The 23,522-nt window shown below is 70.5% G+C and carries 22 protein-coding genes and 3 pseudogenes; 14 read left to right on the forward strand and 11 right to left on the reverse strand.

Annotated features, from left to right (window positions below):
• Positions 1 to 93: 93 nt before the first annotated feature.
• The gene (locus tag RCO28_RS39440; RefSeq protein ID WP_374991260.1) at positions 94 to 663 is read left to right on the forward strand and encodes a VOC family protein; all 570 of its coding nucleotides are present in this window, start codon (positions 94 to 96) and stop codon (positions 661 to 663) included.
• A 581-nt stretch (positions 664 to 1,244) separates the two neighbouring features.
• Here the strand turns inward: RCO28_RS39440 and RCO28_RS26825 are convergent.
• Genes RCO28_RS26825 through RCO28_RS26840 form a run of 4 tightly spaced genes read right to left on the reverse strand, consistent with a single transcriptional unit; the run spans position 1,245 to position 5,013 of the window.
• The gene (locus tag RCO28_RS26825; protein WP_308943842.1) at positions 1,245 to 2,402 is read right to left on the reverse strand and encodes an acetyl-CoA C-acetyltransferase; all 1,158 of its coding nucleotides are present in this window, start codon (positions 2,400 to 2,402) and stop codon (positions 1,245 to 1,247) included.
• A 29-nt stretch (positions 2,403 to 2,431) separates the two neighbouring features.
• Positions 2,432 to 3,019, reverse strand: coding sequence for a TetR/AcrR family transcriptional regulator (locus tag RCO28_RS26830; RefSeq protein WP_308943843.1), 588 nt, complete (start codon positions 3,017 to 3,019; stop codon positions 2,432 to 2,434).
• A 45-nt stretch (positions 3,020 to 3,064) separates the two neighbouring features.
• On the reverse strand, positions 3,065 to 3,850 hold the full coding sequence (locus tag RCO28_RS26835) for an SDR family oxidoreductase (protein ID WP_308943844.1): 786 nt from the start codon (positions 3,848 to 3,850) through the stop codon (positions 3,065 to 3,067).
• Complete coding sequence (locus RCO28_RS26840; RefSeq protein WP_308943845.1) at positions 3,847 to 5,013, reverse strand: acyl-CoA dehydrogenase family protein; 1,167 nt, start codon at positions 5,011 to 5,013, stop codon at positions 3,847 to 3,849. The genes RCO28_RS26835 and RCO28_RS26840 overlap by 4 nt, the downstream gene beginning before the upstream one ends.
• A gap of 101 nt (positions 5,014 to 5,114) precedes the next feature.
• Here RCO28_RS26840 and RCO28_RS26845 point away from each other — a divergent pair, with 101 nt between their 5' ends.
• The 8 genes and pseudogenes from RCO28_RS26845 to RCO28_RS26875 all read left to right on the forward strand — a co-directional run bounded on the left by RCO28_RS26845 (position 5,115) and on the right by RCO28_RS26875 (position 13,344).
• Positions 5,115 to 5,972, forward strand: coding sequence for an enoyl-CoA hydratase (locus RCO28_RS26845; RefSeq protein WP_308943846.1), 858 nt, complete (start codon positions 5,115 to 5,117; stop codon positions 5,970 to 5,972).
• The gene (locus RCO28_RS26850) at positions 5,972 to 7,141 is read left to right on the forward strand and encodes an acyl-CoA dehydrogenase family protein (RefSeq protein ID WP_308943847.1); all 1,170 of its coding nucleotides are present in this window, start codon (positions 5,972 to 5,974) and stop codon (positions 7,139 to 7,141) included. The genes RCO28_RS26845 and RCO28_RS26850 overlap by 1 nt, the downstream gene beginning before the upstream one ends.
• Positions 7,141 to 8,130: an acyl-CoA dehydrogenase family protein gene (locus tag RCO28_RS26855; protein ID WP_308943848.1), complete on the forward strand. Its 990-nt coding sequence runs from the start codon at positions 7,141 to 7,143 to the stop codon at positions 8,128 to 8,130. The genes RCO28_RS26850 and RCO28_RS26855 overlap by 1 nt, the downstream gene beginning before the upstream one ends.
• 127 nt (positions 8,131 to 8,257) lie before the next feature.
• Positions 8,258 to 9,688, forward strand: a complete 1,431-nt coding sequence (locus RCO28_RS26860) for an MFS transporter (RefSeq protein ID WP_308943849.1) — start codon at positions 8,258 to 8,260, stop codon at positions 9,686 to 9,688.
• Positions 9,685 to 10,758, forward strand: a complete 1,074-nt coding sequence (locus RCO28_RS26865; protein WP_308943850.1) for an acyl-CoA dehydrogenase family protein — start codon at positions 9,685 to 9,687, stop codon at positions 10,756 to 10,758. The genes RCO28_RS26860 and RCO28_RS26865 overlap by 4 nt, the downstream gene beginning before the upstream one ends.
• A 508-nt stretch (positions 10,759 to 11,266) precedes the next feature.
• Positions 11,267 to 11,479, forward strand: a complete 213-nt coding sequence (locus RCO28_RS26870; protein WP_308943975.1) for a hypothetical protein — start codon at positions 11,267 to 11,269, stop codon at positions 11,477 to 11,479.
• Positions 11,428 to 11,571: pseudogene (gene entE / locus RCO28_RS39445) on the forward strand (2,3-dihydroxybenzoate-AMP ligase); the annotation flags it as partial. The gene RCO28_RS26870 and the pseudogene entE, both read left to right, overlap by 52 nt.
• 153 nt (positions 11,572 to 11,724) lie before the next feature.
• Entirely contained in the window at positions 11,725 to 13,344 is a 1,620-nt protein-coding gene (locus RCO28_RS26875) for an NAD(P)/FAD-dependent oxidoreductase (RefSeq protein ID WP_308943851.1), read from the forward strand.
• Positions 13,345 to 13,425: 81 nt separating this feature from the next.
• Here the strand turns inward: RCO28_RS26875 and RCO28_RS26880 are convergent, their stop codons facing one another.
• Together RCO28_RS26880 and RCO28_RS26885 are read right to left on the reverse strand one after the other, a co-directional pair.
• A complete protein-coding gene (locus RCO28_RS26880; RefSeq protein ID WP_308943852.1) occupies positions 13,426 to 14,340 on the reverse strand; it encodes an alpha/beta hydrolase in 915 nt (304 codons plus the stop codon).
• On the reverse strand, positions 14,337 to 15,101 hold the full coding sequence (locus RCO28_RS26885) for a glucose 1-dehydrogenase (protein WP_308943853.1): 765 nt from the start codon (positions 15,099 to 15,101) through the stop codon (positions 14,337 to 14,339). The genes RCO28_RS26880 and RCO28_RS26885 overlap by 4 nt, the downstream gene beginning before the upstream one ends.
• 196 nt (positions 15,102 to 15,297) lie before the next feature.
• Between RCO28_RS26885 and RCO28_RS26890 the strand changes: the two genes are divergently transcribed.
• On the forward strand, positions 15,298 to 16,035 hold the full coding sequence (locus RCO28_RS26890) for a glucose 1-dehydrogenase (RefSeq protein ID WP_308943854.1): 738 nt from the start codon (positions 15,298 to 15,300) through the stop codon (positions 16,033 to 16,035).
• A 132-nt stretch (positions 16,036 to 16,167) separates the two neighbouring features.
• Here RCO28_RS26890 and RCO28_RS26895 read toward each other — a convergent pair.
• Both RCO28_RS26895 and RCO28_RS26900 read right to left on the reverse strand, forming a co-directional pair.
• Positions 16,168 to 16,515 (reverse strand): annotated as a pseudogene (locus tag RCO28_RS26895) (VOC family protein); the annotation flags it as partial.
• Positions 16,488 to 17,534, reverse strand: a complete 1,047-nt coding sequence (locus RCO28_RS26900; RefSeq protein WP_308943855.1) for a calcium-binding protein — start codon at positions 17,532 to 17,534, stop codon at positions 16,488 to 16,490. The pseudogene RCO28_RS26895 and the gene RCO28_RS26900, both read right to left, overlap by 28 nt.
• A gap of 273 nt (positions 17,535 to 17,807) precedes the next feature.
• Here RCO28_RS26900 and RCO28_RS26905 point away from each other — a divergent pair, with 273 nt between their 5' ends.
• Both RCO28_RS26905 and RCO28_RS26910 read left to right on the forward strand, forming a co-directional pair.
• Complete coding sequence (locus tag RCO28_RS26905; protein WP_308943856.1) at positions 17,808 to 18,788, forward strand: IS110 family transposase; 981 nt, start codon at positions 17,808 to 17,810, stop codon at positions 18,786 to 18,788.
• Positions 18,785 to 19,081 carry a transposase gene (locus RCO28_RS26910; RefSeq protein WP_308943857.1) on the forward strand — a complete coding sequence of 99 codons (297 nt, stop codon included), beginning with the start codon at positions 18,785 to 18,787 and terminating at the stop codon, positions 19,079 to 19,081. The genes RCO28_RS26905 and RCO28_RS26910 overlap by 4 nt, the downstream gene beginning before the upstream one ends.
• A 318-nt stretch (positions 19,082 to 19,399) precedes the next feature.
• On the opposite strand, the gene RCO28_RS26915 is transcribed toward RCO28_RS26910, so the two are convergent.
• Together RCO28_RS26915 and RCO28_RS26920 are read right to left on the reverse strand one after the other, a co-directional pair.
• A complete protein-coding gene (locus RCO28_RS26915) occupies positions 19,400 to 19,834 on the reverse strand; it encodes a hypothetical protein (protein ID WP_308943858.1) in 435 nt (144 codons plus the stop codon).
• Positions 19,831 to 20,127, reverse strand: a complete 297-nt coding sequence (locus tag RCO28_RS26920) for a helix-turn-helix domain-containing protein (protein ID WP_374991256.1) — start codon at positions 20,125 to 20,127, stop codon at positions 19,831 to 19,833. Before RCO28_RS26920 ends, RCO28_RS26915 begins: the two co-directional genes overlap by 4 nt.
• Before the next feature lie 41 nt (positions 20,128 to 20,168).
• Here RCO28_RS26920 and RCO28_RS26925 point away from each other — a divergent pair.
• Both RCO28_RS26925 and RCO28_RS26930 read left to right on the forward strand, forming a co-directional pair.
• Positions 20,169 to 20,486 (forward strand): annotated as a pseudogene (locus tag RCO28_RS26925) (ornithine carbamoyltransferase subunit F); the annotation flags it as partial.
• A gap of 14 nt (positions 20,487 to 20,500) precedes the next feature.
• Entirely contained in the window at positions 20,501 to 22,030 is a 1,530-nt protein-coding gene (locus tag RCO28_RS26930) for a PucR family transcriptional regulator ligand-binding domain-containing protein (RefSeq protein ID WP_308943859.1), read from the forward strand.
• Between the two features lie 28 nt (positions 22,031 to 22,058).
• Here the strand turns inward: RCO28_RS26930 and RCO28_RS26935 are convergent, their stop codons facing one another.
• Positions 22,059 to 23,477, reverse strand: a complete 1,419-nt coding sequence (locus RCO28_RS26935) for a cytosine permease (protein WP_308943860.1) — start codon at positions 23,475 to 23,477, stop codon at positions 22,059 to 22,061.
• Between the last annotated feature and the right edge of the window lie 45 nt (positions 23,478 to 23,522).

The raw sequence follows: 23,522 nt of genomic DNA on the forward strand, positions 1-23,522 counted from the left end.
CCGCTGGCCGTGCCCATACCCGACCCGCTGGAGACCATCGCCTTCCTCGCGGGAGCGTGGGACACGATCGACCGGCACTCCGGCGGCCGGCTGATGCTGGGCCTCGGTTCGGCCGGCAGAAGGCGGAGTACGCCGCCGTCGGCGTGCCCTACCAGGACGGGGACGGCGGCTGCAGGAAGTTCCCGCCGAATACCACGGCACCGCCCCGCTCGCCCGCCGCGGCAGCGAGTGCAGGCCCTCGAAGGAGACGTAGCGCCCCTCGTACGAGGCTGGGGCGTCGGCCCACAGGGCACGCATCGCGCCGACGCACATTCGTGGGCAACCCGGGTGCCTGACCACGTACGTCCCGCCGGTCGACGAGACCGGCGGGACGTACGGCCCCTTCCGAACCGACCGTCAACGGCCTCCTCCCCATGCCGATCCGCTGGGCTGAACCACGCCGTGCTCTTCCTCTCCGACCTGGAGCGCAGCACCGCCTTCTACTGCGACGTCCTCGGCTTCCGGCCGCCGCAGGCATTTCCCGGGGCTGTCTTCCTCCAGGCGGCCGACTCCGCCAACGACCACGACCTCGGCCTGTTCCAGTCTCCGCGGCCGGGCTCCGGGCCCCGCACCGGACAGGGGGAGCAACCACGCCTCCACCAAGCCATCTACGGGCGACCCTGACGGCCTCGACTTCGAGGTGTGCTGGCTGGTCCCCGACCACGCCGTGGCGGGGGAACTCGCCGCCATGACCGCTCCGACCCTGCCCCTCGACCTAGAGGCCGAGATCGCCAGGTACGGTGCGGACACTCCGGGCGGTCCTCGCACCGATCACGCCGTTTGGCAAGCGGTCTGCCGCAGCGCGGCCCGACGGACCGCGCTCCCGCTGACAGTCCTCCTGCGGCCGGCCTGTCGGCCGCAGGAGGCCGTCACACGTCGGAAGCGCTCGATGATGGTGACGTCGTCCTGGCTGACGCCCTCGCACATCCCCCCAACGGCCCCCTCGCACCACTCGGCCCCAGGGGCCTCCCGGGCTTCGGGAGCGTCGCTGATCGGCGTAGCGATTCCGAGTTGCCCTCCGGATTCATGCACGGCACCTTGCCGGACATTCGCCACATCGTCTTCGTGCCCTGGCGCCGAGAGACAAGCCGTCAGCCTGTGTGAGCACGTCCCTCCGGACGCTGGTTGACCCAGTCTGCACGGCTATCGGGCCAAGGAGGGTGCCTTGCGTCGGCCTCCGGCCGCCGAGTGGGTGGTGGCGTCGGCTACAACCGCTCGATGATCGTCACGTTCGCCTGCCCGCCGCCCTCGCACATGGTCTGGAGGCCGTAACGGCCGCCCGTGCGCTCCAGTTCGTGCAGCAGGCTGGTCATCAGCTTGGTGCCGGTGGCGCCGAGGGGGTGGCCGAGGGCGATGGCGCCGCCGTTGACGTTGACCCGCTCCGGGTCGGCCCCGGTCTCCTTCAGCCACGCCAGCACCACGGACGCGAACGCCTCGTTGATCTCGACCAGGTCGATGTCGTCGAGCGTCATCCCGGACTTCTTCAGCGCGTACGCCGTGGCCGGGATCGGCGCGGACAGCATGCGGATCGGGTCCTCGCCGCGCACCGAGAGGTGATGGATGCGGGCGCGCGGGGTCAGCCCGTGCTCCCGTACGGCCCGCTCGCTCGCGAGCAGCATCGCGGAGGCGCCGTCGGACACCTGCGAGGACACCGCCGGGGTCAGCCGGCCGTCCTCGACCAGCGGTTTGAGGCCCGCCATCTTCTCCAGGGTGGTGTCGCGGCGCGGGCCCTCGTCGGTGGTGACATCGCCATAGGGGACGAGCTCGCGGGCGAAGCGGCCCTCGTCGATGGCGCGGATCGCCCGCTGGTGGGAGCGCAGCGCGAACTCCTCCATCTCCCGGCGGGAGATGTCCCACTTGTGCGCGATCAGCTCGGCGCCGTGGAACTGGTTGACCGGCCGGTCGCCGTAGCGGGCCCGCCAGCCCTCGGATCCGGCGTACGGGCCCTCGGTCAGTCCGAGCGGCTCGGCGGCCTGGCGGCTCGCGAAGGCGATCGGCACCTGCGACATGTTCTGGGTGCCACCCGCGACCACCAGGTCGCTGGTGCCGGACAGCACCGCCTGCGCGGCGAAGTGCACCGCCTGCTGGGAGGAGCCGCACTGGCGGTCCACGGTCACACCGGGCACCTCTTCCGGCAGTCCCGCGGCCAGCCAGCAGGTGCGGGCTATGTCGCCGGCCTGGGGACCGACGGTGTCCAGGCAGCCGAAGACGACGTCCTCGACGGCCGCCGGGTCGGCGCCCGAGCGTGCCATCAGTGCCTTGAGCACGTGTGCGCCGAGGTCGGCCGGGTGCACGGCGGACAGTCCGCCGTTCCGCTTCCCGACGGGGGTACGGACCGCTTCGACGATGTATGCCTCGGCCATGGCCACTCCTTTTTCCGATGTCTGCCGTGTCATGCGCGGAGGGCGATCCCCTCCAGCACCATCGACAAGTACTGGCGGGCGATCTCCTCCGGGCTGTGCTGTCCCTCCGGCCGGTACCAGGACGCGGCGACCCATACGGTGTCGCGCACGAAGCGGTAGGTGAGCCGGACGTCGAGGTCGGCGCGGAAGACCTTGGCGGCCACTCCGCGCTCGAGGGTGCCGAGCCACGCCTTCTCGAACTTCTGCTGTGAGCCGGCGAGATAGCCGAAGCGCGGCTGGGTCCCGAGGTACTTGGACTCCTTCTGGTAGATGGCGACCGCGGCGCGGTGCCGGTCAATCTCCCGGAAGGACTCGGTGACGAGGGCCTCGATCGTCTCCCTGGGTCCGAGTCCGGCGGCGAGTACGGCGTCGTACCGGGCCCACAGGTCGTCCAGGAAGGTGGAGAGGATCTCGTCGAGCATCGACTCCTTGGAGTCGAAGTGGTAGTAGAGGCTGCCCGCGAGCATCCCGGCCGCGTCGGCGATCTTGCGGACGGTGGTGGCGTTGTACCCCTGTGCGGCGAACACCTCGGCCGCGGTGGCGAGGAGTTCCTCGCGCCGCTCGGGCGACGGGCTCATTGTGGTCTTCCTGCTGCTGCTTTTCGGCACGCGGCCATTCTCGCCTCACGCGTGCTGGCTGCTGACGGACAGGATCTCTCCGGTCATGTACGAGGAGTATCCGCTGGCCAGGAACACGATGGCGTTGGCCACTTCCCACGGCTCGGCGTAGCGGCCGAAAGCCTCGCGGGCGGTCAGCTCCTGCAACAGTTCGGGGGTGGTGACCTTCACCAGGTGAGGATGCATGGCGAGGCTGGGCGAGACGGCGTTGACGCGTACGCCGTACTCGGCGGCCTCCAGCGCGGCGCAGCGGGTGAGCGCCATGACCCCGGCCTTGGCGGCGGCGTAGTGCGACTGGCCCTTCTGCGCCCGCCAGCCGATCACCGAGGCGTTGTTGACGATGACGCCGCCGCCCACGGCTTTCATACGGCGCAGAGCGGCGCGGGTGCAACGGAAGGTGCCGTTCAAGGTGACGTCGAGGACCTTGTCCCACTGCTCGTCGGGCATGTCGACGAGATCGGCCGTGCCACCCAGCCCGGCGTTGTTGACCACGATGTCGAGGCGGCCGTGCCGCTCCTCTGCGAGGTCGAAGAGTGCGGTGACCTGGGCCTCGTCGGTCACGTCGCAGGGCAGCGACGTCACGCGGTCCGCACCGAACTCGGCGGCCAGCTCGGCCTCGGACTCCTTCAGCCTGCGGGCGTGCGCGTCGGAGACGACGACGCTCGCCCCCTCCTCCAGCAGCCGCTTGGCGGTCGCGCCACCGATGCCGGCGCCCGCCGCGGCGGTGACGACGGCGGTACGGCCGGCGAGCAGGCCGTGGCCTGGCACGTACGGCGGCGGGGCCGAGGTCATGGGCGAACCTCCTTGGGCAGGCCGAGCACGCGCTCGGCGATGATGTTGCGCTGGATCTCGTTCGATCCGGCGTAGATGGTGTCGGACCGGGAGAAGAGGAACAGCCGCTGGAAGTCGTCGAGGTCGTAGGGCTCGCCGGCCGCCAGCATTCCGTCGGCGCCGCAGACGTCCATGGCGAGCTCGCCCAGCTCCCGGTGCCAGGTCGCCCAGAAGATCTTGCCGATGGACGCCTCGGGTCCCGGTGCGCCGGCCGCGACGCCGTCGAGCATCCGCAGCGCATTGCCCCGGATGATCTCCAGGCCGATCCAGGCCTGGGCGATCCGGTCGCGGATCAGCGGGTCCTCGGCCGCGCGGTTGCGCTTGGCAAGCTCGATGACGACCTCCAACTCGCGCCGGAAGCCGACCTGCTGGCCGAGGGTGGACACACCGCGCTCGAAGCCGAGCGTGGCCATGGCGACCTTCCAGCCCTCGCCCGGCGCTCCCACGATGTTCCCCGCCGCCGTGCGGGCGCCGTCGAAGAACACCTCGTTGAACTCGCAGGTGCCGGTCAGCTGCGCGATCGGCCGCACCTCCACACCGGGCTGGTCCAGGGGCACCAGCAGATAGGACAGACCCTGGTGGCGGGTGGAACCTTGCTCGGTGCGGGCGACGACGAAGCACCAGTCGGACTCGTGCGCTAGTGACGTCCAGGTCTTCTGGCCGGTGACCGCCCACTCCTCGCCGTCGAGTTCGGCCCGCGTCCGTAGGTTCGCCAGGTCCGATCCGGCGTCCGGCTCGCTGTACCCCTGGCACCACAGCTCCTCGACCGCGACGATCCGGGGGAGGAAGCGCTCGCGCTGCTCGGGTGTACCGAAGGCGATCAGGGTGGGGCCGAGCAGCTGCTCCCCGATGTGATTGACGCGGGCCGGGGCATCCGCGAGGGCGTACTCCTCATGGAAGGCGACCTGCTGCTCGAGGGTGGCGCCGCGGCCGCCGTACTCCTTCGGCCACCCGACGCACGTCCAGCCCGCGGCAGCCATGTGCCGCTCCCAGGCGAGGCGTTCGGCGAAGGCCTCGTGCTCCCGGCCGGGTCCTCCGCGCCCGCGCAGGCTCGCGAACTCCCCGGTGAGATTGCCCCGCAGCCAGCCGCGGACCTCGGCGCGGAACTCCTCGACACTGCTCATGGGCGGCTCCGGATGACTCTCGACGAATGGGCGACTCGACTTCTCGACGGCCGAGAGCTCGCACGTTAACCTACCAAACACTTGTTAGGGAAGGAGGCCAGATGTCCACTGCCCACACCGCATCCGCTGCGCCGGTCCGGTACGAGCGCCACGGCGCCGTCGCCGTGGTCACCATGGATCGGCCCGACTACCGGAACGCCCAGAACTCCGCAATGACCTACGCGCTGGACCGCGCCCTCTATCGCGCGGCCGACGACAACGAGGTGAAGGCCGTGATCCTCGCCGGAGCGGGGAAGCACTTCTCGGCCGGCCACGACATCGGCACCCCGGAGCGGGACGCGCATCTGCCGTTCGACCGCAGGGCAGGCCTGTGGTGGGACCACTCGGACAAGCAGGGAGCGGAGAGCCGCTACGCCCGCGAGTCCGAGGTCTACCTGGGCATGTGCCGCCGCTGGCGCGAACTGCCCAAGCCTCTGATCGCCTCCGTGCAGGGCGCGTGCGTCGCGGGCGGCCTGATGCTGGCCTGGGTCTGCGACCTGATCGTCGCCTCCGATGACGCGTTCTTCGCCGACCCGGTGGTGCGCATGGGCATCCCGGGCGTGGAGTACTTCGCCCACCCGTGGGTGATGCCGCCACGCATCGCCAAGGAGTTCCTCTTCACCGGCGACCGGATGAGCGCGCAGCGCGCGTACGAGGTCGGGATGGTCAACCGGGTCGTGCCCCGCGCCGAACTGACCGACCGCACCATGGAGTTGGCGAACCGGATCGCCGACATGCCGCGCCTGGGGCTGGCGCTGACCAAGCGGGCTGTCAACCAGGCCGAGGACCTTCAGGGAATGCACGCCGGGATGGACTCGGTCTTCGGGCTGCACCACCTGGCGCACGCGCACAACGCCGAGACCGCGAAGGACTCGCTGGGCGGCATCGACGTCCGCGCGATGAAGGAAGCGGGCGCCTGATGGACCTCGAATTCACCGCCGAGGAGGAGGCGTTCCGCGCCGAGGCCCGCGCCTGGCTCGCCACCCGTGTCCCGGCCGCACCCCTGCCCTCCCTGGAGACCGCCGAGGGCTTCGCAGCCCACCGCGAGTGGGAGCGCACACTGTCCGAGGACCGCTGGTCGGTGGTCTCCTGGCCCGAGGAGTACGGCGGCCGGGGCGCCTCGATCACCGAGTGGCTGATCTTCGAGGAGGAGTACTACGCCGCTGGCGCACCCGGCCGGGTCAGTCAGAACGGCATCAATCTCCTCGCCCCCACCCTCCTGGAGCACGGCACGGCCGAGCAACTGGCCCGGATCCTGCCGCCGATGGCGAGCGGCGAAGTGATCTGGGCGCAGGCCTGGTCCGAGCCGGAGTCCGGCTCGGATCTCGCGAGTTTGCGCTCTACGGCCGTACGGACCGACGGCGGCTGGCTCCTGAGCGGCCAGAAGACCTGGTCGTCCCGGGCGGCCTTCGCCGACCGCGCGTTCGGCCTCTTCCGCAGCGACCTCGGGGCGGACAAGCCCCACCGGGGTCTGACGTACCTCATGTTCCCTCTGGACGCGGACGGGGTGACCGTGCGCCCCATCGGCCGGCTCGACGGCAAGCCCGCCTTCGCCGAACTCTTCCTCGACAACGTCTTCGTGCCCGACGAGGACGTCATCGGCGAGCCGGGCCAGGGGTGGCGGGTCGCGATGAGCACCGCGGGCAACGAGCGCGGGCTGACCCTGCGCAGCCCCGGACGGTTCACCGCGGCCGTCGACCGCCTGGTGGCGCTGTGGCGCTCGAACGCGGACCCGAGCGACACCGCCCTGCGCGACCGGGTCGCAGACGCCGTGATCGGCGCCCGCGCGTACCGGCTCTTCACCTACGCGGGCGCCTCGCGGATCGCCGCCGGAGGGGCGATCGGCGCCGAGTCGAGTCTCAACAAGGTCTTCTGGTCCGAGCTGGACATCGCCCTGCACGAGACCGCGCTGGACCTGCTGGGCCCGTACGGCGAACTGTCGGACACGGCCGGGGAGGCGCCCGCGCACGGCAGCTGGGCCGAGGGGTACACCTTCTCCCTCGCCGGCCCCATCTACGCCGGCACCAACGAGATCCAGCGCGACATCATCGCCGAGCGGCTGCTCGGTCTGCCGAAGGGACGCCGGTGATGCGTTTCCTCCTCGACGACGAGCAGCAGGCGTTCGCCCGCTCCCTGGACAGCATGCTGACGGCGGCTGACACCCCTGCCGTCGTACGGGCCTGGGCCGCCGGGGACACCGCGCCCGGGCGCGACGTGTGGGCGAAGCTGGCCGAGGCCGGCGTCTTCGCCCTCGCCGTGCCGGAGCACCACGAGGGTCTCGGCCCGCTGCCCGTCGAACTCACCGTCGCCTTCACGGAAATGGGCCGCCACGCGGTGCCGGGCCCGCTGGTGGAGACGGTGGCCGCGGCGGCATTCCTCAATCGCCTGGGGGACGACACGGCGGCCGCCGCATGGCTGCCGGGCATCGCGTCCGGCAAGACGGCCGCCTCACTCTGTCTGCTCTCCGACGACAGCCCCTACGCCCTGGACGCCCACGCCGCCGACGCGGTCTTCGTCGTGGACGGCGACGTCATACGCCTGGCGGAGGCGGCCGGACCCGTCCAGCCGTCCGCCGACCCGGCGCGCCGACTGGCCCGCCCGCTCGGCGGCACCGTCCTGGTGCGGGGGCCGGAGGTGGCAGCCGCGGCCGCGCACGCCGCCGACGTCGCGGCGCTGACCACAGCGGCCCAGGCCCTCGGTCTGGGCCGCACCCTGCTCGCACGAACCGTCGAATACGCCCGGCAGCGCACCCAGTTCGGGGTGGCCATCGGCTCGTTCCAGACGGTCAAGCACCGGCTGGCCGACACGTTGATCGCCCTGGAGTTCGCCCAGCCCCTGATCCAGGCCGCTGCCGTGGCCCTCGCCGCGGGGGATCCGGCGTCCGGCCGCGAGATCGCGGCGGCGAAGGTCGCGGCGTGCGAGGCGGCCTGCGCCGCTGCCCGTACCGCCCTGCAGATCCACGGCGCCCTCGGCTACACCGAGGAGCTCGACCTCTCCCTGTGGATCCGCAAGGCCCGCGCCCTGCGCGACGCCTGGGGCACACCGGCCGCCTGCCGCGCCCGCGTGCTCGCCCCCTGAGCCCTGGACCCACCCCCCTGCCCGTTCTCCCGGGACCACCCCGCCCGGGGAGAGCGAACTGTGCGGCACCCACAAGGCAGATCCCGCTCGTACATCCCCACCTTCCTACCGCACCACGGAGTCAGCCATGCCCACTGCACCGACCCCGCCGAGACCTGAGAGAGCGGCGAGAGCCGAGGGGCCGGCCGCGGCCCCGGACCCTGCTCTGCTGCGCAAAGTGGCTCTGTCCAGCCTGCTCGGCACGGTCATCGAGTACTACGACTTCCTGCTCTACGGCACGATGGCCGCGATCGCGTTCGGCCGGCTGTTCTTCCCCGAGTCCAACCCGACGGTCGGCACCATCGCCGCGTTCGGCACGCTGGCCGCCGGCTACGTCGCGCGTCCCGTCGGCGGCGCCCTCTTCGGGCACTTCGGCGACCGGCTCGGCCGCAAGTCCATGCTCGTCCTCACGATGGTCCTCATGGGCGCGGCGAGCTTCCTGATCGGCGTGCTGCCGACCTACGAGAGCATCGGCATCGCGGCGCCGGTCCTACTGGTCCTGCTCCGTGTCGTCCAGGGCATCGCCATCGGCGGCGAGTGGGCCGGCGCCACGCTGATGGTCGTCGAACACGCCGACGCGCGGCGCCGCGGTCTGTGGACCGGCGTGATGCAGATGGGGTCGCCACTCGGATTCCTGCTGTCCACCCTCGCCGTCACCACGACCACTCTGCTTCCACCGGACCGGTTCCTGGCCTGGGGCTGGCGCATCCCGTTCCTGTTCAGCGCGCTGCTGCTCGGTATCGGCTTGTATGTGCGCATCAGCATCACGGAGAGCCCGCTGTTCCAGCAGGCCGCGCAATCGCAGGACACCGGTACGACGCCCCGCATCCCGCTGGCGGAGGTGCTGCGCGCCCCCCGGACTCTGGTTCGCGCATGCGCCGTCGGTATCGGCCCGTTCGCCCTGACGGCGCTGATCAGCACCTTCATGCTCACCTACGCCACTTCCGTCGGGTACGCGACCTCCGATGTGATGACCGGTCTCCTCTTCACCGCCATCACGGGACTGGTGTCAATCCCGCTCTTCTCCGCGCTCTCCGACCGCGTCGGTCGTCGGCCGGTCGTGCTCGGCGGCGCCGTGGGCATCATGCTGCTCGCCGCCCCCGTCTACGCCCTGGTCGACACGCGATCCACGGCCCTGCTGATCCTCGGCATGGTTCTCGGCCAGGTGGTGCAGTCCGCGATGTACGCGCCGCTGGGGCCACTGCTGTCCGAGATGTTCGGCACCCGGGTCCGCTACACGGGCGCGTCCCTGGGTTACCAACTGGCCGCCCTCCTAGGCAGCGGGTTCACACCGCTGTTGGCCGGCAGCCTGCTCTCCGCCTCGGGCGGCGTCTCGAGCACTCCCCTCGTGATGGTGGCCGTTCTCTGCGGGCTGGTGACCGCGCTGGCCATCTGGCGGACGGCCGAGACCCGCGGCCGGGATCTGGCGGACGACTCCGTCCCGCGGAGGAAGCCCGAATCGTCGCGAGAGCACCACGGCAGGCCGGACGGAGCGGCACAGAGGGGAGCTGGCAAGTGAGACCGACGGAAGAACAGGAGGATTTGCGGTCCACCGTGCGGGCATCACTCGCTCGGCACGAGGGTGCGGCGGCCTGGCTGCCGTTGACCGAGCAGATCGGCGTCGCCGGGCTCGGCGTCCCCGAGGAGTACGGCGGTGCGGGCTGCGGTGCACGTGAAGTCCACGTCGTCATGGAGGAGTTGGGCCGGAGTCTGAGCCCCCTCCCCTACCTCGGCTCCGCGGTGCTCGTGGTGCAGGCCCTGCTCGCCTCCGGTGACGCGAGGGCATGCGCCGGGCTGCTGCCGGGACTCGCCGAGGGCCGGACGGTGGGGGCCCTGGCCTGGGCCGAACGCGGTTCCTGGGACCCGGCGGCCATCCGGACCGACGCCGCCCGTCGCCCGGGGGGCACCTGGCGGCTCACCGGGGCCAAGGAGTTCGTGCTGCACGGGACCGAGGCGGATGTGCTGCTCGTGGTGGCCCGAACGGCGGTTGGGGTCTCCCTCTTCCACATGCCCGTCGACGGCGCCGGTGTGCGCCGCGAAGCGGCGGTCACCATGGATCAGACCCGGGCGCAGGCACGCATCGTGCTCGACGGGGCCGAGGGCCGGCTCATCGGCGCGGAGGGCGACGGCGGCCGGGTCCTGCGGCACGTACTGGACCTGGCCTGCACGGCGCTCGCCGCCGAGCAGGCCGGCGCAGCCGAGCGATGCCTGGAGATCACGGTCGCCTACGCCAAGGAGCGCATCCAGTTCGGCCGGCCGATCGGCTCCTTCCAGGCGCTCAAGCACCGGCTGGCGGACGCGTACGTGCTGGTGGAGTCGGCGCGGTCGGCCGCGCTCGGCGCGGCCGCCGCGGCCGCCGCAGGCTCACCGGAGCTGACCCGCTGCGCGGCCGTCGCCAAATCCGCCTGCTCGGAGGCGTTTTCGGCGGTGGCGGGCGAGACGATCCAGTTGCACGGCGGCATCGGCGTCACCTGGGAACACGATGCCCAGCGCTACTTCAAGCGCGCACACGGCTCGGCCCAGCTGTTCGGCCCACCGGCGTGGCACCGGGGCCGGCTCGCCAAGGACCTGGGGCTGACCACGGCCTGACCGAGCACCGCCCAAGTGGTCGTGGGGAGTGCTGGTCGCCCCGTGGGCTGCTGTTCGCCTGTCCTCCATCAGGCCCCCGAAGTTCACGGTCCTCACCGGCCCTGGAGCGGGGTCGGCGGTGAGCTCCAGGACGCGGGCGACCACGACGTATCGGCTCGACCGCGGGACGCGGGACGTGAAAGGGAACGGAATCCCGCTGACCGGGAACTGCCGCCTGCGCCGCACCGCCTCGGCCTGCCACTCTTCCGACCAGCTGTAGTTCCGTGCCCGCGCCCCGAGGGGCGAGGGAGGCAGGGAGGACGTGAGTTCATGCGCGGCGCGCCGACGATCGCCCGGCTCGCGGACTGGTCGGCAGAGCAGTACGGGGATGAGGAGGCCCCCGTCTCCGGCGAGGACCGCTGGACTTTCGCGGAGTTGCGTGACCGGGTGGCGCGGGCGGTGATGGCGCAGAGGGTGCGCCCCTTGCGACTCGGTGGCCGTGTGGGCACCCAACAGCGCCCGCTGGGTGGTGGCCGCGATGGGAGCGGTGGCGGCGGGCCCGGTGTTGGTCCCGCTGAACACCCGCTACAGGCCGCCCGAGGCCGCCGACATCCTGCGCCGCTCCCGCATCCGGCTGCTCTTCACCGAGCACGACTTTCTGGGACGGACGGCGCTGATGGCGGGTTCACCATGTACCCGGCGGAGGTGGAGCAGGTGTTGCGCGGCCATCCGGCCGTCGTGAACGCGGCGGTCGTGGGCGCGCCGGACGGGCAGCTCGGGGAGGTCGGCGTCGCGTACTGCGTTCCGGCGGCCGGGGCACTGATCGACGCGGCGGAACTGACCGCGTGCACAAGGCCCCGCGCGCCTTCCACTCCGTGGCGGAACTCCCACACAAGGCGTCGGCTGAGGTCGACAAGGGCGCCCTGCGGAGGCTGGCACGCGAACGAACACCCCCCCTTCCTTTGGTCACCAGTCAGGAGCCGGAACATGAGCGACACCAGCAACACCCCCGAGTCCGTCGACGTCGTGGTCGTCGGCGCGGGCGTCACGGGCCTGTACGCCGTGCACCGGCTGCACGGTCTTGGCTACAGCGTGCGCGGCTTCGAGCGCGGGGACGACGTGGGCGGCGTTTGGTACTGGAACCGCTACCCGGGCGCCCGTTGCGACGTGGAGTCCGTGGACTACTCGTACTCCTTCGACGAGAGCCTCCAGCAGGAGTGGGACTGGAGCGAGAAGTACGCCACCCAGCCGGAGATCATGCGCTATCTGTGCCATGTGGCGGACCGCTTCGACATCCGCCGCAGCTACACCTTCCGTACAGCGGTGACATCGGCCGAACTGGACGAGAAGACGCTGCGCTGGACGGTGCGCACGGACGGCGGCGAGGTGCTGGTGTCCCGGTTCTGCGTGTTCGCGGTCGGCTGCCTGTCCAGCACCCATCGCCCCGGGATACCGGGTATCGAGAAGTTCGCCGGCGCGACGTATCACACCGGTGAATGGCCGCACGAGGGCGTGGACTTCGCCAGCCTGCGGGTCGGTGTGATCGGCACCGGCTCCTCCGGCATCCAGTCCATCCCGCTGATCGCCGGGCAGGCCGCGCATCTGACCGTCTTCCAGCGCAGCGCCAACTACAGCATCCCGGCCGGCAACAAGCCGCTGGACGAGGAGGCCCGCCGGGAGCAGAAGGCGGGGTACGCCGAGCGGCGCCGCCTTTCACGGCTCAGTGGCGGCGGCTCCCCGCACATGGCGCACCCCGGCAGGACGCTGGAGGTGGGCGAGGAAGAGCGGCGGGCCGCTTTCGAGAAGCGCTGGGAGCTGGGCGGCGTCCTGTACTCCAAGACGTTCCCCGACCAGCTCAGCGACCGGGCGGCCAACGACGCGGCACGTGCGTTCTGGGAGGAGAAGGTCCGCGCACGGATCAACGATCCGGCCGTCGCCGACCTCCTTGTCCCCACCGACCATCCGATCGGCACCAAGCGCATCGTGACCGACTCGGACTACTACGAGACGTACAACCGCGACAACGTACGCCTGGTCGGCCTGCGCGGGAACGCGATCGAGCGGATCGACGAGCGCGGGATCGTGCTGGCGGACGGTGAGCACGTCGGGTTGGACGCGATCGTCTTCGCGACCGGCTTCGACGCGATGACCGGCGCGGTCGACAGCATCGAGGTGCGCGGCCGGGGCGGGCGGCTCCTCAAGGACGCCTGGAGCGCGGGTCCGCGCACGTACCTCGGTCTCGGCGTTAACGGCTTCCCTAACTTCTTCAACCTCACCGGCCCCGGCAGCCCGTCCGTCCTGACCAATGTGGTCCTGGCGGGCGAGCAGCACGGCGAGTGGCTGGCCGTCTGCCTGCGCCACCTTGACGAGCACGGGTACGCGGCCATCGAGGCGACCGAGCAGGCGGTGGAGGACTGGGTCACCGAGTGCGCCGACCGCGCGGCGGCCACCCTGATGGTTTCGGCGAACTCCTGGTACCTGGGTGCCAACATCCCGGGCAAGCCGCGGGTGTTCATGCCGTTCGTCGGTGGGTTCGGGGTGTACGGGCAGATCATCGCGGATGTCGCGGACTCCGGGTACAAGGGGTTCGACCTGATCCCTGGCTGACCTGTCCGTGACACGAGTGTGAGCCCCCGTCCTCCTCCGGGAGGCCGGGGCTTCACGCATGCGCGCCCGTCGTCGGGGATATCAGTCCGCGTCGAGCGCCCTGCGCAGGGCGGCGAACGCGGTCTCGGTGGCCGCGGCTACCTCGGGCAGGGCGGCGGCCATCGACAGGAAGCCGTGGAACATGCCCGCGTAGTGGTGGGCCTCCACGGGGACTCCGGCCGTGGTGAGGGCCGCCGCGTACGCCAGGCCCTCGTCGCGCAGGGGGTCGAGGCCGGCGGTGACGACGTATGCCGGCGGGAGGCCGGAGAGGTTGGTGCGGGCCAGGGGGGTGGCGTAGAAGGTGGCCCGGTCCGCGAGGTCCGGCAAGTAGCTGTCCCAGTACCAGCGCAGGTGGTCGGAGGTGAGGAAGTACCCCTGGCCGTTCTCCCGGTGGGAAGGCTGGGAGCAGGTGGGGTCGAGCATCGGGTAATAGAGCGCCTGGCAGGCGATCTCGGGGCCGCCCCGGTCGCGGGAGAGCAGGGTGAGGACGGTGGCGAGGTTGGCGCCCGCGCTGTCCCCGGCGACGGCGATGCGGCGGCCCGGGTACGTCTTCGCAGTCCACAGCAGGGCCGTGTACGCGTCCTCGGGGGCGGCGGGGAAGGGGTGTTCGGGGGCGCGGCGGTAGTCCACGGAGACGACGACCGCGCCCGTGGCGACTGCGATCGACCGGCAGAAACCGTCGTGGCTGTCGAGGTCGCACAGGACGAAGCCGCCGCCGTGGCAGTACAGGATCACCGGGGCGTCCGCGTGGACTGCCTGATCGTAGACGCGTACGGGGACGCCGTCGGCGTCCCCGTCCCGGACGCGGGTGACGGGAAGCGGGGGGACGGCTGGCCTGGGGCGGGCAGCGAAGAAGGCGCGTACCTCGGCGATGTCCGTCAACTCCGTTCCCAGCGGGGGGAAGTTGGCGGTGGCCAGGTCGATGACCTCCTGGACCTCGGGGCTCGGCCGGGTCACGCGTCCGCTCCCTTCTGGGGGAAGACCGGCATCCGTCCGGCCGACGCCCCTCCGTCCACGGCGAGCTCGGCACCGGACAGGTACGACGAGTCGTCGGAGGCGAGGAACGCGACGAGGCGGGCGACCTCCTCGGGTTCTCCCACGCGTCCGAGGGGCGCGCCTGGGTGCTCCTTGGTCCTCAGGTGGGCGGCCATCTCCGTGGCGATGGCCCCGGGGTGGACGGAGTTGACACGGATGCCGTCCGCGCCGAGCTCCAGGGCGGCCGTCTTGGTGAGGCCGCGCAGCCCCCACTTTGCGGCCCCGTACGCGCCATGTCCCCACATGCCCTGCAGCCCGGCCTGCGAGGAGATGTTGACAATGGATCCGCCGCCGTTCGGCTTCATCGCCCCGGCGACGGCGCGGATGCCGAGGAACGGGCCGATCAGGTCGACCCGAAGGATCGCCTCCAGGCGGGCCGGGTCCTCCTCGACGATGGGCGAGGTGGTGTAGATCGCGGCGTTGTTGACGAGCACGTCGAGCCGGCCAAAGCCGTCGACGGCGGCGGCCACGGCGGCCTGCCATGCCTTCTCGTCGGTCACGTCGTGCCGTATGAAGCGGGCGGCGGAGCCGATGGACGCGGCCGTCGCCTCGCCCTCCTTCTCCAGTACGTCTGTGAGGACGACCTTCGCCCCGAGGGCGGCGAGCAGGCGGGCCTCGGCCTCGCCCATACCGCGTGCCGCGCCGGTGACGAGCACGACTTTTCCTGTCAGATCGACGGACATCAGCGGTTCTCCTGGTTGCGGATGCTCGGAAGGAGCCTCGTGTCGCGCCGACACGGGGCCCCGTCGAGCCTGCCCGTACCAGGCCCTACGGCGGCAGCGTGCTTTCCCGGTGAGTGGGAAGCTCCGCGTGCCGCCGGCCGGATCCGCTGCCAGCATCGCTGCCACCTGCATACACCGGCACACGGGAGGTTCCGGAATGAGCGGACGGGCGGACGGCAAAGTCGTCGTCGTGACGGGCGGGGCACGCGGGCTGGGCGCCGCGCACGCGCGTCGACTGGTCGCGGAGGGCGCGAAGGTGGTGATCGGCGACGTCCTCGTGAAGGAGGGCGAGGCCCTCGCGGATGAACTGGGCCCGCAGAACGCCCTGTTCATGGAACTGGACGTCACCAGCGAGGTGTCCTGGAACGCGGCCGTCACACGTACGGAAGAGGTGTGCGGCAAAGTCACAGGCCTGGTGAACAATGCTGGCCTGGTCCATCGCTGTCCCATCGAGGAGCTGGCCGAGGCCGACTACCGGCGGGTGATCGACGTCAACGAGATCGGCGTCTTCCTCGGCATGAAGGCCGTGTTGCCGTCGATGCGGGCGGCCGGCGGCGGCTCGATCGTCAACATCTCCTCACTGGGCGGGATCATCGCGTTCCCGTACATCCTCAGCTACACGGCCTCCAAGTGGGCCGTGCGCGGCATGACGAAGGCGGCGGCGCAGGAGTTCGCCCCGTACAACATTCGCGTCAACTCCGTGCATCCCGGCGTCGTAGCCACCGATATGACGGCGGACTCCGAGCACTCGCACGAGGCGGTGAAGCGCCAGCCAATCCCGCGGGAGGCCCAGCCCGCCGAGATCTCGAACATGGTGCTGTACCTGCTGTCGGACGAAGCGAGCTACTCGACAGGCTCAGAGTTCGTGGTGGACGGCGGATACGCCAGCCAGTGAGCGGCTGAGCAGCGCGAACCCAGGGCTCGACGGAGGGGGTTGGCCGACGTGGTCCGCCCCCTTTCCCGTGACGGAAACCGCTCACGAACCACCTTCACGCGCCCGGTCCCCCTGTTTGCCCACCCACTCTCACGGGTTACGCGACTGCACTCGCTTGCCACCGTGGGCTTCCAGGCGGGCGAGCAGCGTTTGCGGTACGTCCTCGTCGAGGTAGACGACGAGGAGGTCTTCGTCGGTGGACTGTGGTTCAACGGCGGCGTCGTGGACGAGTTCAAGGTGCCAGGAAGCGTCCGGCCAGCCGACCATCAACAGATCGTGCTTGTCCGGTCGGCCTGCGCTCTCGGCTCGGAACAATACGCTCAGCCCAAGCCCGCTGATCCAGAAGTGTTCCGCAGCAGCGAGGTCACGCGACGGCCGGGCGATGCGGATGTGGTTCTGGTCGGTGCGCGGGCCTACGGGATGCCGTTGACGGTCTCGCACCGTGCGGCGGTGTCGGCTGTACCTGTTTCGCCGTCACAGTCGTCGGTTTGCCGTCCGCCGTCGAGGCGGTCATTGGCCGGGCCCGCTCGCAGTGTGTCGTCGCCGTTGCCGCCGACGAGCTGGTCCCGCCCGCCTGCGTCACCGACCGTCGTGGTGAAGAAGAAATCGGTGTTGTCGCCGAAGAGCTGGTCGTTGCCTCCACGACCTGTGATCAGGTCGTCCCCCGCCTCGGTGGGATCGCCGACCGTGGAACTGTCACCCAGGAGGAACTCGTCCGCGCTCCCGCCGATGATCCTGTCTCTGCCCGCCCCAAGCGCCGCGCCTCCATCGGGCTCAGCGATGTTGTGATCTCCGACCACAAAGAAGCCGCCGTCGGCGCCAAGGTTCAGGAGGTCATCACCACCACTGCCGATGGAGTTGCCCCCGAACGCTTCGCTGTCGCCGATGAGGTCGTCGAGGCCAGGGCCTCCATCGAGGAGATCATCGCCGGCACCTTCGGCGTTGCCGACGAACGCGATCGAGTCACCGATCATGGAGTCCTCGCCCGGGCCGCCGTACATGCGGTCGTTGCCACCGCCGGTGGCGGGCTCGCCGGAGCTGTCGCCGACCATGCGGTCATTGCCCGGGCCGCCGTAGACGATGTCGTTGCCGCCGCCGATGGCGGGCATGCCGCTGCCGCGCAGGAACCGGACGTCGCCACGGAGCTGGTCGTCGCCGGCGCCGCCGTCAAGCTTGTCATCTCCGAGGCCGCCGTTGATCTGGGCGTCGTTTCCGCCGCGCCCGCAGATCAGGTCGTTGCCCCCGAAACCCTGGATGATGTCGTCGCCGTTGGACCCGATGATGACGTCGCTGCCCTCGGTTCCATTGATGGTTCCCGAACCTGTGATGGTTGCCGGGCGGCCGAAGCACGTGGGCTGAGTCGCGCTTGCCGCAACCGGGGGAAGCCCCAGCGTGAGAAGCGTGGCCGTGGCGAGGCCGGTCGTGAGAACCCACCGGGCCGGGCGGCAGGATCTGCTCACCCGCGGTGGTTGGGGAACGGGACGCACGGCCATATGAAACCTCCGACTGCTGGACAAGGCCGCCCGGGTGGGGCGCTGTTGAGGCAGGGCGGATCACGGCTGCGTGATCTATTTCGCAACATATCGGGCCTTCTCGTCGAGCCGAGGGCAATCGGGGTCTTGCATTCGGGTGAGCAATCGGGCGAAGCGTTCAGCCAGTACGTCGTCGGTGACGATTCAGGCGCCTGGTCATCAGCGTGATGGCGGCCCAGGTGATGAGGACATGTCACCGCCGTGATCACCACGCTCGGCGCGTTCCTGGCCCACCAGGAGTTCCCGGCCATCGCCGCTGGATACCGCCAACTCCTGGCCTGGGCACGCTCTTTCGGTGCCCTGCGCCGAGCCGGAGTGGAGTGCACCGGTTCCTACGGATCGGCCCTGGCACGCTTCCTGAGCCGGGAGCACATCCAGGTCGTCGAGGTCAATCAGCCCGATCGCGCCACGCGCCGCAAGCGCGGCAAGACCGACGCCGTCGATGCGGAGGCCGCCGCCCGCGCGGTGCTGTCCGGACGCGCTGACGTCACGCCCAAGACCGGCGAGGGCCCGGCCGCCGACATGCGCGTGCTGCGGCTGGCGAAGGAGTCGGCCGTCAAGGCCCGCACACGGGCGAAGAATCAGCTCAAGGCCGTGCTGCTCGGAGTCGATCCCGCGCTGCGCGAGGCACTCTCCAAGCTCACCAATGCGGCACTGATCGCCAGGTGCGCCGACCTTCCCGACGCCGGCGACGCGGCCGTCTTCACGCTCCGGCTGCTGGCCCGGCGCATCCAACAGCTGACCGCCGAGGTGAAGGAGCTCGCTCGCCGGGTCACCAAGGCCGTCCGACACCGCCATCCGCAGCTTCTGGACATCATCGGCGTTGGGCCCGAGAGTGCCGCTGCCCTGCTGATCGCCGCCGGCGACAACCCGGAGCGGCTGGCCAGCGAAGCATCGTTCGCTGCCCTGTGCGGCGTCAGCCCCGTCGAACAGTCTTCCGGAAAGACCCAGCGTCGGAGGCTCAACCGCGGGGGCAACCGGCAGACCAACGCCGCCCTCTACCGCATCGTCGTGACCCGCCTCCGCCGCGATCCCCGCACACGCCTCTACCTCGAACGACGCACGAAACAAGGCATGTCGAAACGCGAGATCATCCGCTGCCTCAAACGCTACGTCGCCCGCGAGATATACCGCCACATCCAGCCGACCTCGCCCCTTGATGCCTCGTCTTCTGCCGCTTGACGCAACATAGGGGCATCCTCAACACCCACCTGGCCGCCGGGCTGAAACGGTACGAGGCCGAGCACGACTGGCTCACCACCATCCGACTCCCGCCCTATGCACCCGACTTGAACCCTGTCGAGGCCGTCTGGTCACTCGTACGCAGAGCGATGGCCAACACCGCCTTCGACACACCCGACGACCTCGATCGCAAGCTCCGCCGCGAGTTACGCAGAATCCAGCTTCAGCCCCACCTGATCGACGGCTGCCTCACCGCCACCGGCCTGACCCTTACGACCCCGACCCCACCCTGAAAACCTCAGTAGATGATTGAGTCCGATGTTCTGAGACGCCTGCCACTCTGCATGCACTTTCGAGCTCAGCTCGGCCGCCCTCCACTCGGAGGAGAGGCCCAAGTATGGATGCTCAGATCGTCCTAGGGATTCTGGCAGCGGCTGGCGCCGTGTCTATCTTCTTGTTCGCCTTGAAGGGCCTGCTTGACCAGGTCCCTGATGTGATTCGGTCATGGCGTCGCATCGTGGTTGAAGTCCGGCGTCCCCACTCGGACCCTGGGCCCGAGCAAGAGGATCACCGCCCGTCCTCTGCAGACGTCGATGGCTCGTGATGGCAGGTCAGGCAGGATGCACTCGCCCGGGATTCGGGATGGTGGGCCCTGGAAATGCCGTGACGGTGCCCTGTTGAGAGAGGTTGGCCCGCAGCCGTTCGTTGTCGAGGGTGAGGACCTGGACGTGCTGGGCAAGCGTGTCGACGGACCGAAGGTCGGTGATCTCCTCATGGCGGGCGCGACGTGCTTCGCGGAGTTGGCCCTGAAGCTCTCGGATGCGCTCGCGCAGGGTCGCGGGAACGTCGGTGCCGGGGCGTTCGTCGACGCGGTGCCGGAAGGTCTCCAGGGCGTCGGTGGCTCGGTAGGCGGTCGCCCGTGAAATGCCCGCTTCGCGGGCGAGGGAGGCGACCGTGAGGCTGCCATCGCTGTGCTGTGGTTCGCCGGTCAGGAGCCGGTCCATGGCCTGGATCAGTGCCGCGTGAACCGCGGGTGTGACGCTCATCGTGCGGTCTCCTCGGTCTGGTCGCGCATGTGTTGCAGCTGCTCGATCTGCTGGTGCACTGCGGCCTTCTGGAGGCTGGTCAGGGGGCAGATGGACAGCGCAATCTTCTCGGGCCCGAAGTGGTAGTTCTGCCGCAGATAGATGATCTTCCCGACCACCTCGACGTGGGTGGCATTGGGGCTGTGCTTCGGGGCCTTCGAGCGGGTCCGCAGGCCGTCGATGCCCTCGGCCTGATAGCGGCGGTACCAGCCGTAGTACGCCTGCCGACTGATCCCGAAGTACCGGCAGGACATGGCGACGTTGCCGGTGACCTCGAGGAGTCGATCTTCGTGCCTTCGTCGCCACCGACCTGTGGGGCTCCATGGGCGAGCCGAAGGACGCCTGGGACAGGCGGATCAAGGCCCTCGGCCCGTACGCGGTCACGATGAATGTGCTGCGCGTCACCGGCAACGCGGCCGTGAAGTTCCTGCACTGTCTCCCCGCCGTCCACGACCTGCGCACGAGGGCCGGCAAGGACATCTACGAGAGCCACGGACTGACCGCCCTCGAAGTGACCGACGAGATCTTCGAGTCGGAGCACTCGATCGTCTTCGACGATGCCGAGAACCGGCTGCACACGATCAAGGCCATGATGGTCGCGACGCTGAGCTAGTGCAGAATCGGCCCGTGCCCGTTTCCGTGCCAGATCTGCTCGCCGCACCCGCCCTGCGGCTCCGCGCCCTGAACAGCCACTGCCACGACGCGGACCGGCGGATCGCCTGGGTCTCCACGACGGAGCTGCCCGACCCGCTGCCGTTCCTGCGCGGTGACGAGCTCGTGATGACGACCGGCATGCTGGATCGGGACGACGCCCAATGGGCCAGGCTCATCGAACGGCTCGCGGAGCTGCCCGTGGCCGCGCTGTGCTTCGGCACCGGTCTCGTGCACCAGGAAGTGCCGCCCGCCGTCGTCGAGGCCGCGGACCGGGCCGGTCTCGCCCTCGTCGGCTCACCGGTCGAGGTGCCCTTCGCGCAGATCAGCCGCTGGGTCGCCGACCGGATCTTCGCGGAGCGGTACGACGCGGTGAGGTCGGCCGCCACCCTGCAGGACCGGCTCGTACGGGAGCTGCTGTCCGGCAACGGGCTGCGCGGGCTGCTGCGGCAGCTGCACCGGCAGGCTGGGGCCGGTCCGGTCGCCGTGGTCGAGCCGGGCGGCCGCGTGCTGGCACGGCACCCGGCCTCGTCCACCTGGCCCGAGGACAAGGCCGCCGGTACGGACGGCCGTGCGCCGCAGGCCGCGGGGGCGTCCGTACCCATCACGGTGGACGGCGTGCCCGTGGCCGAGCTGCGCACCCAGCGCCCCACGCCGCGGCCGGACATCCTGTCGTTCGCCACCAGCATCCTCGGCCTCGAAGTGGCCCGTCACCAGGCCGTGCTCACCGGGCGGCGGGAACTCCTCGGCCAGCTGCTCGAAGACGTCCTGCACCGTACGGTCTCCGACAGTGACGCCCGCCGCCGGCTCGCCGCGTACGGCCTTGCCCTGGAGGGGCAGCACGCGGTCGTGGTCGCGCGGATCGGCGGCGACCCCGCGCGGCTGCGTAGCCTGCCGTGGACGCTGCAGCCGCTCCTGGAGCGGGCCGGCGACCGGCTGCCCACCGCCCTGATCGAGGACACCGTGATGGTCGTCGTGCCGGACGGCGTCGACGCCGAGGGCGCTGCCCGTACCGTCGCCGACCACCTCAGCGTCCTCGACCCGCGGGTCCGGGTCGGCGTGGGGGAACCGCGCCGGGGCGTGACCGGGCTGCGGCTCGGCTACTTCGAGGCCCTCCAGGCGGCGCGGTCCGGACCGGGCGTGCACCGGGCGGCGCCGCTCAGCATCATCGGACTGCTCATGGGCAATCTGGACCTGCCGCTGCGGGAGTTGGGGCACTCCGTGCTCGCGCCGCTGCTGCGCCACGACGAGGCGCACCGGGCCGCGCTCGTTCCCACTCTGCGGGCGTACCTCGCCCACGACTGCTCGCCCGGCGCGACCGCCGACGAGCTGACCCTGCACCGCAACAGCCTGCGCTACCGCTTGCAGCTGATCGAGCAGCTCACCGGCCGTGACCTCGACCGCCTGCCCGACCGGATGGAGCTGTGGCTCGCGCTCGCGGCACTGGAGGCGGATCCCGACAGCGCACCCGCCGACCCGGTTCAGCGAGACACCGAGGAGGAGTGAGACGCCCCGCGGGGTGTCTCACTCCCCCTCAGGGCGTCTCCGTACGGCCTGGGGAAGCGTCCGCCACGCTGAGGATGGTGCGGTCCGGAACGTGGGCGGTGTCGCGGCGGGCCAGCAGCCAGTAGAGCGCGGCCGGGACGACCAGGCCGACGATCCAGGAGACGTCCGTGCCGCCGAGCGGCGCCACCAGCGGGCCGGTGTAGAAACCCGTTACCAGGAACGGGAGTTGGACCAGCAGGCCGATGCCGTAGACCGTGAGGGCCTTCCAGCGCCAGGCCCCGTAGCGGCCGTGCGGGTCGCTCAGGGCCGGCAGGTCGTACCGCTCCTTGGCGATGAGGTAGTAGTCGACGAGGTTGATCGCCGACCAGGGGGTGAACGCCGTCAGGAGGAACAGCAGGAAGTCCTTGAAGGAGGACAGGAAGCTGTCCTTGCCGAGGAGGGCGACCGCGGTGCCCGCGAGCATGATTCCGGCGATGTAGACGGCGCGGCCGCGTGGGGAGAGCGTGCGCTGGCCGCGGAATCCGCTGATGCCCGTCACCAACGACATGAAGCCGCCGTAGGTGTTGAGCACATTGATCGTCAACTTGCCGAGGGCGATGACGAAGTAGAGGAACGAGGCCATGAGGCCCGCGCCGCCCAGCCCGATCACGTACCCGACCTGGTTGTCGACGAAGGCTCCGCCGGCCGAGGCCGCCGCGAGGGCGCCGAAGGCCATCGACCACTGGGAGCCGAGGGCGGAGCCGGCGAGCGTCCACCAGAACGTCGCACGGCCGGAGGTCGTACGCGGCAGATAGCGCGAGTAGTCCGCGACGTACGGCCCGAAGGCGAGCTGCCAGGACGCGGAGAGCGAGACGGCGAGCAAGAAGAGCGGCAGGTCGAAGGCGCGGTCGGCGAGCAGAGCGGAGACGTCGGCGCGCTCCACGAGCCGGATGCCCAGGTAGACGAAGGCGAGCGCGCAGACGACGCTGGCGATCCGCCCGAGCGCGTGGATCAGGCGGTAGCCGACCGCCGCCGTGACCGCGGTGGCCAGGGCGAACACGACGATGCCCGTGGTGTCGCCGAGGTGCGTGAGCTCACCGACTGCCTGCCCGGCGAGCACGCTCCCGCTGGCGAAGAAGCCGACGTACATGACGATGACGAGGGCCAGCGGGACGACCGCGCCGCGCACCCCGAACTGGGCACGACTGGAGATCATTTGGGGCAGCCCGAGGCGCGGCCCCTGCGCGGAGTGCAGCGCCATGACCGCGCCGCCCAGCAGGTTGCCGACCAGCAGGCCGACGATCGACCAGAAGGCCCCGCCGCCGAAGACGACGGCAAGGGCGCCCGTGACGACCGCGGTGATCTGGAGGTTCGCGCCCAGCCACAGGGTGAACTGGCTGAAAGCGGTGCCGTGCCGTTCGGAATCGGGAACCACGTCGATCGAGTGCTGTTCTACGACGCCTGCCATGTGTGTACCCCTCTTCTGGAGAAGTTCGGAACGGGGAGTGGCGGA

This window comes from Streptomyces sp. LHD-70, from assembly GCF_031157275.1.
Taxonomy (GTDB): Bacteria; Actinomycetota; Actinomycetes; order Streptomycetales; family Streptomycetaceae; genus Streptomyces.

What these genes read in the sequence shown, in the direction of transcription:
- RCO28_RS26845 (WP_308943846.1), top strand. Translation starts at nt 5,115, where the DNA reads ATGTCCACTGCCCACACCGCATCCGCTGCGCCGGTCCGGTACGAGCGC.
- RCO28_RS26915 (WP_308943858.1), bottom strand. Translation starts at nt 19,834, where the DNA reads ATGAGCGTCACACCCGCGGTTCACGCGGCACTGATCCAGGCCATGGAC.
- RCO28_RS26830 (WP_308943843.1), bottom strand. Translation starts at nt 3,019, where the DNA reads ATGAGCCCGTCGCCCGAGCGGCGCGAGGAACTCCTCGCCACCGCGGCC.
- RCO28_RS26875 (WP_308943851.1), top strand. Translation starts at nt 11,725, where the DNA reads ATGAGCGACACCAGCAACACCCCCGAGTCCGTCGACGTCGTGGTCGTC.
- RCO28_RS26860 (WP_308943849.1), top strand. Translation starts at nt 8,258, where the DNA reads ATGCCCACTGCACCGACCCCGCCGAGACCTGAGAGAGCGGCGAGAGCC.
- RCO28_RS26920 (WP_374991256.1), bottom strand. Translation starts at nt 20,127, where the DNA reads ATGTCCTGCCGGTACTTCGGGATCAGTCGGCAGGCGTACTACGGCTGG.
- RCO28_RS26840 (WP_308943845.1), bottom strand. Translation starts at nt 5,013, where the DNA reads ATGAGCAGTGTCGAGGAGTTCCGCGCCGAGGTCCGCGGCTGGCTGCGG.
- RCO28_RS26835 (WP_308943844.1), bottom strand. Translation starts at nt 3,850, where the DNA reads ATGACCTCGGCCCCGCCGCCGTACGTGCCAGGCCACGGCCTGCTCGCC.
- RCO28_RS39440 (WP_374991260.1), top strand. Translation starts at nt 94, where the DNA reads ATGCTGGGCCTCGGTTCGGCCGGCAGAAGGCGGAGTACGCCGCCGTCG.
- RCO28_RS26855 (WP_308943848.1), top strand. Translation starts at nt 7,141, where the DNA reads ATGCGTTTCCTCCTCGACGACGAGCAGCAGGCGTTCGCCCGCTCCCTG.
- RCO28_RS26825 (WP_308943842.1), bottom strand. Translation starts at nt 2,402, where the DNA reads ATGGCCGAGGCATACATCGTCGAAGCGGTCCGTACCCCCGTCGGGAAG.
- RCO28_RS26890 (WP_308943854.1), top strand. Translation starts at nt 15,298, where the DNA reads ATGAGCGGACGGGCGGACGGCAAAGTCGTCGTCGTGACGGGCGGGGCA.
- RCO28_RS26885 (WP_308943853.1), bottom strand. Translation starts at nt 15,101, where the DNA reads ATGTCCGTCGATCTGACAGGAAAAGTCGTGCTCGTCACCGGCGCGGCA.
- RCO28_RS26850 (WP_308943847.1), top strand. Translation starts at nt 5,972, where the DNA reads ATGGACCTCGAATTCACCGCCGAGGAGGAGGCGTTCCGCGCCGAGGCC.
- RCO28_RS26935 (WP_308943860.1), bottom strand. Translation starts at nt 23,477, where the DNA reads ATGGCAGGCGTCGTAGAACAGCACTCGATCGACGTGGTTCCCGATTCC.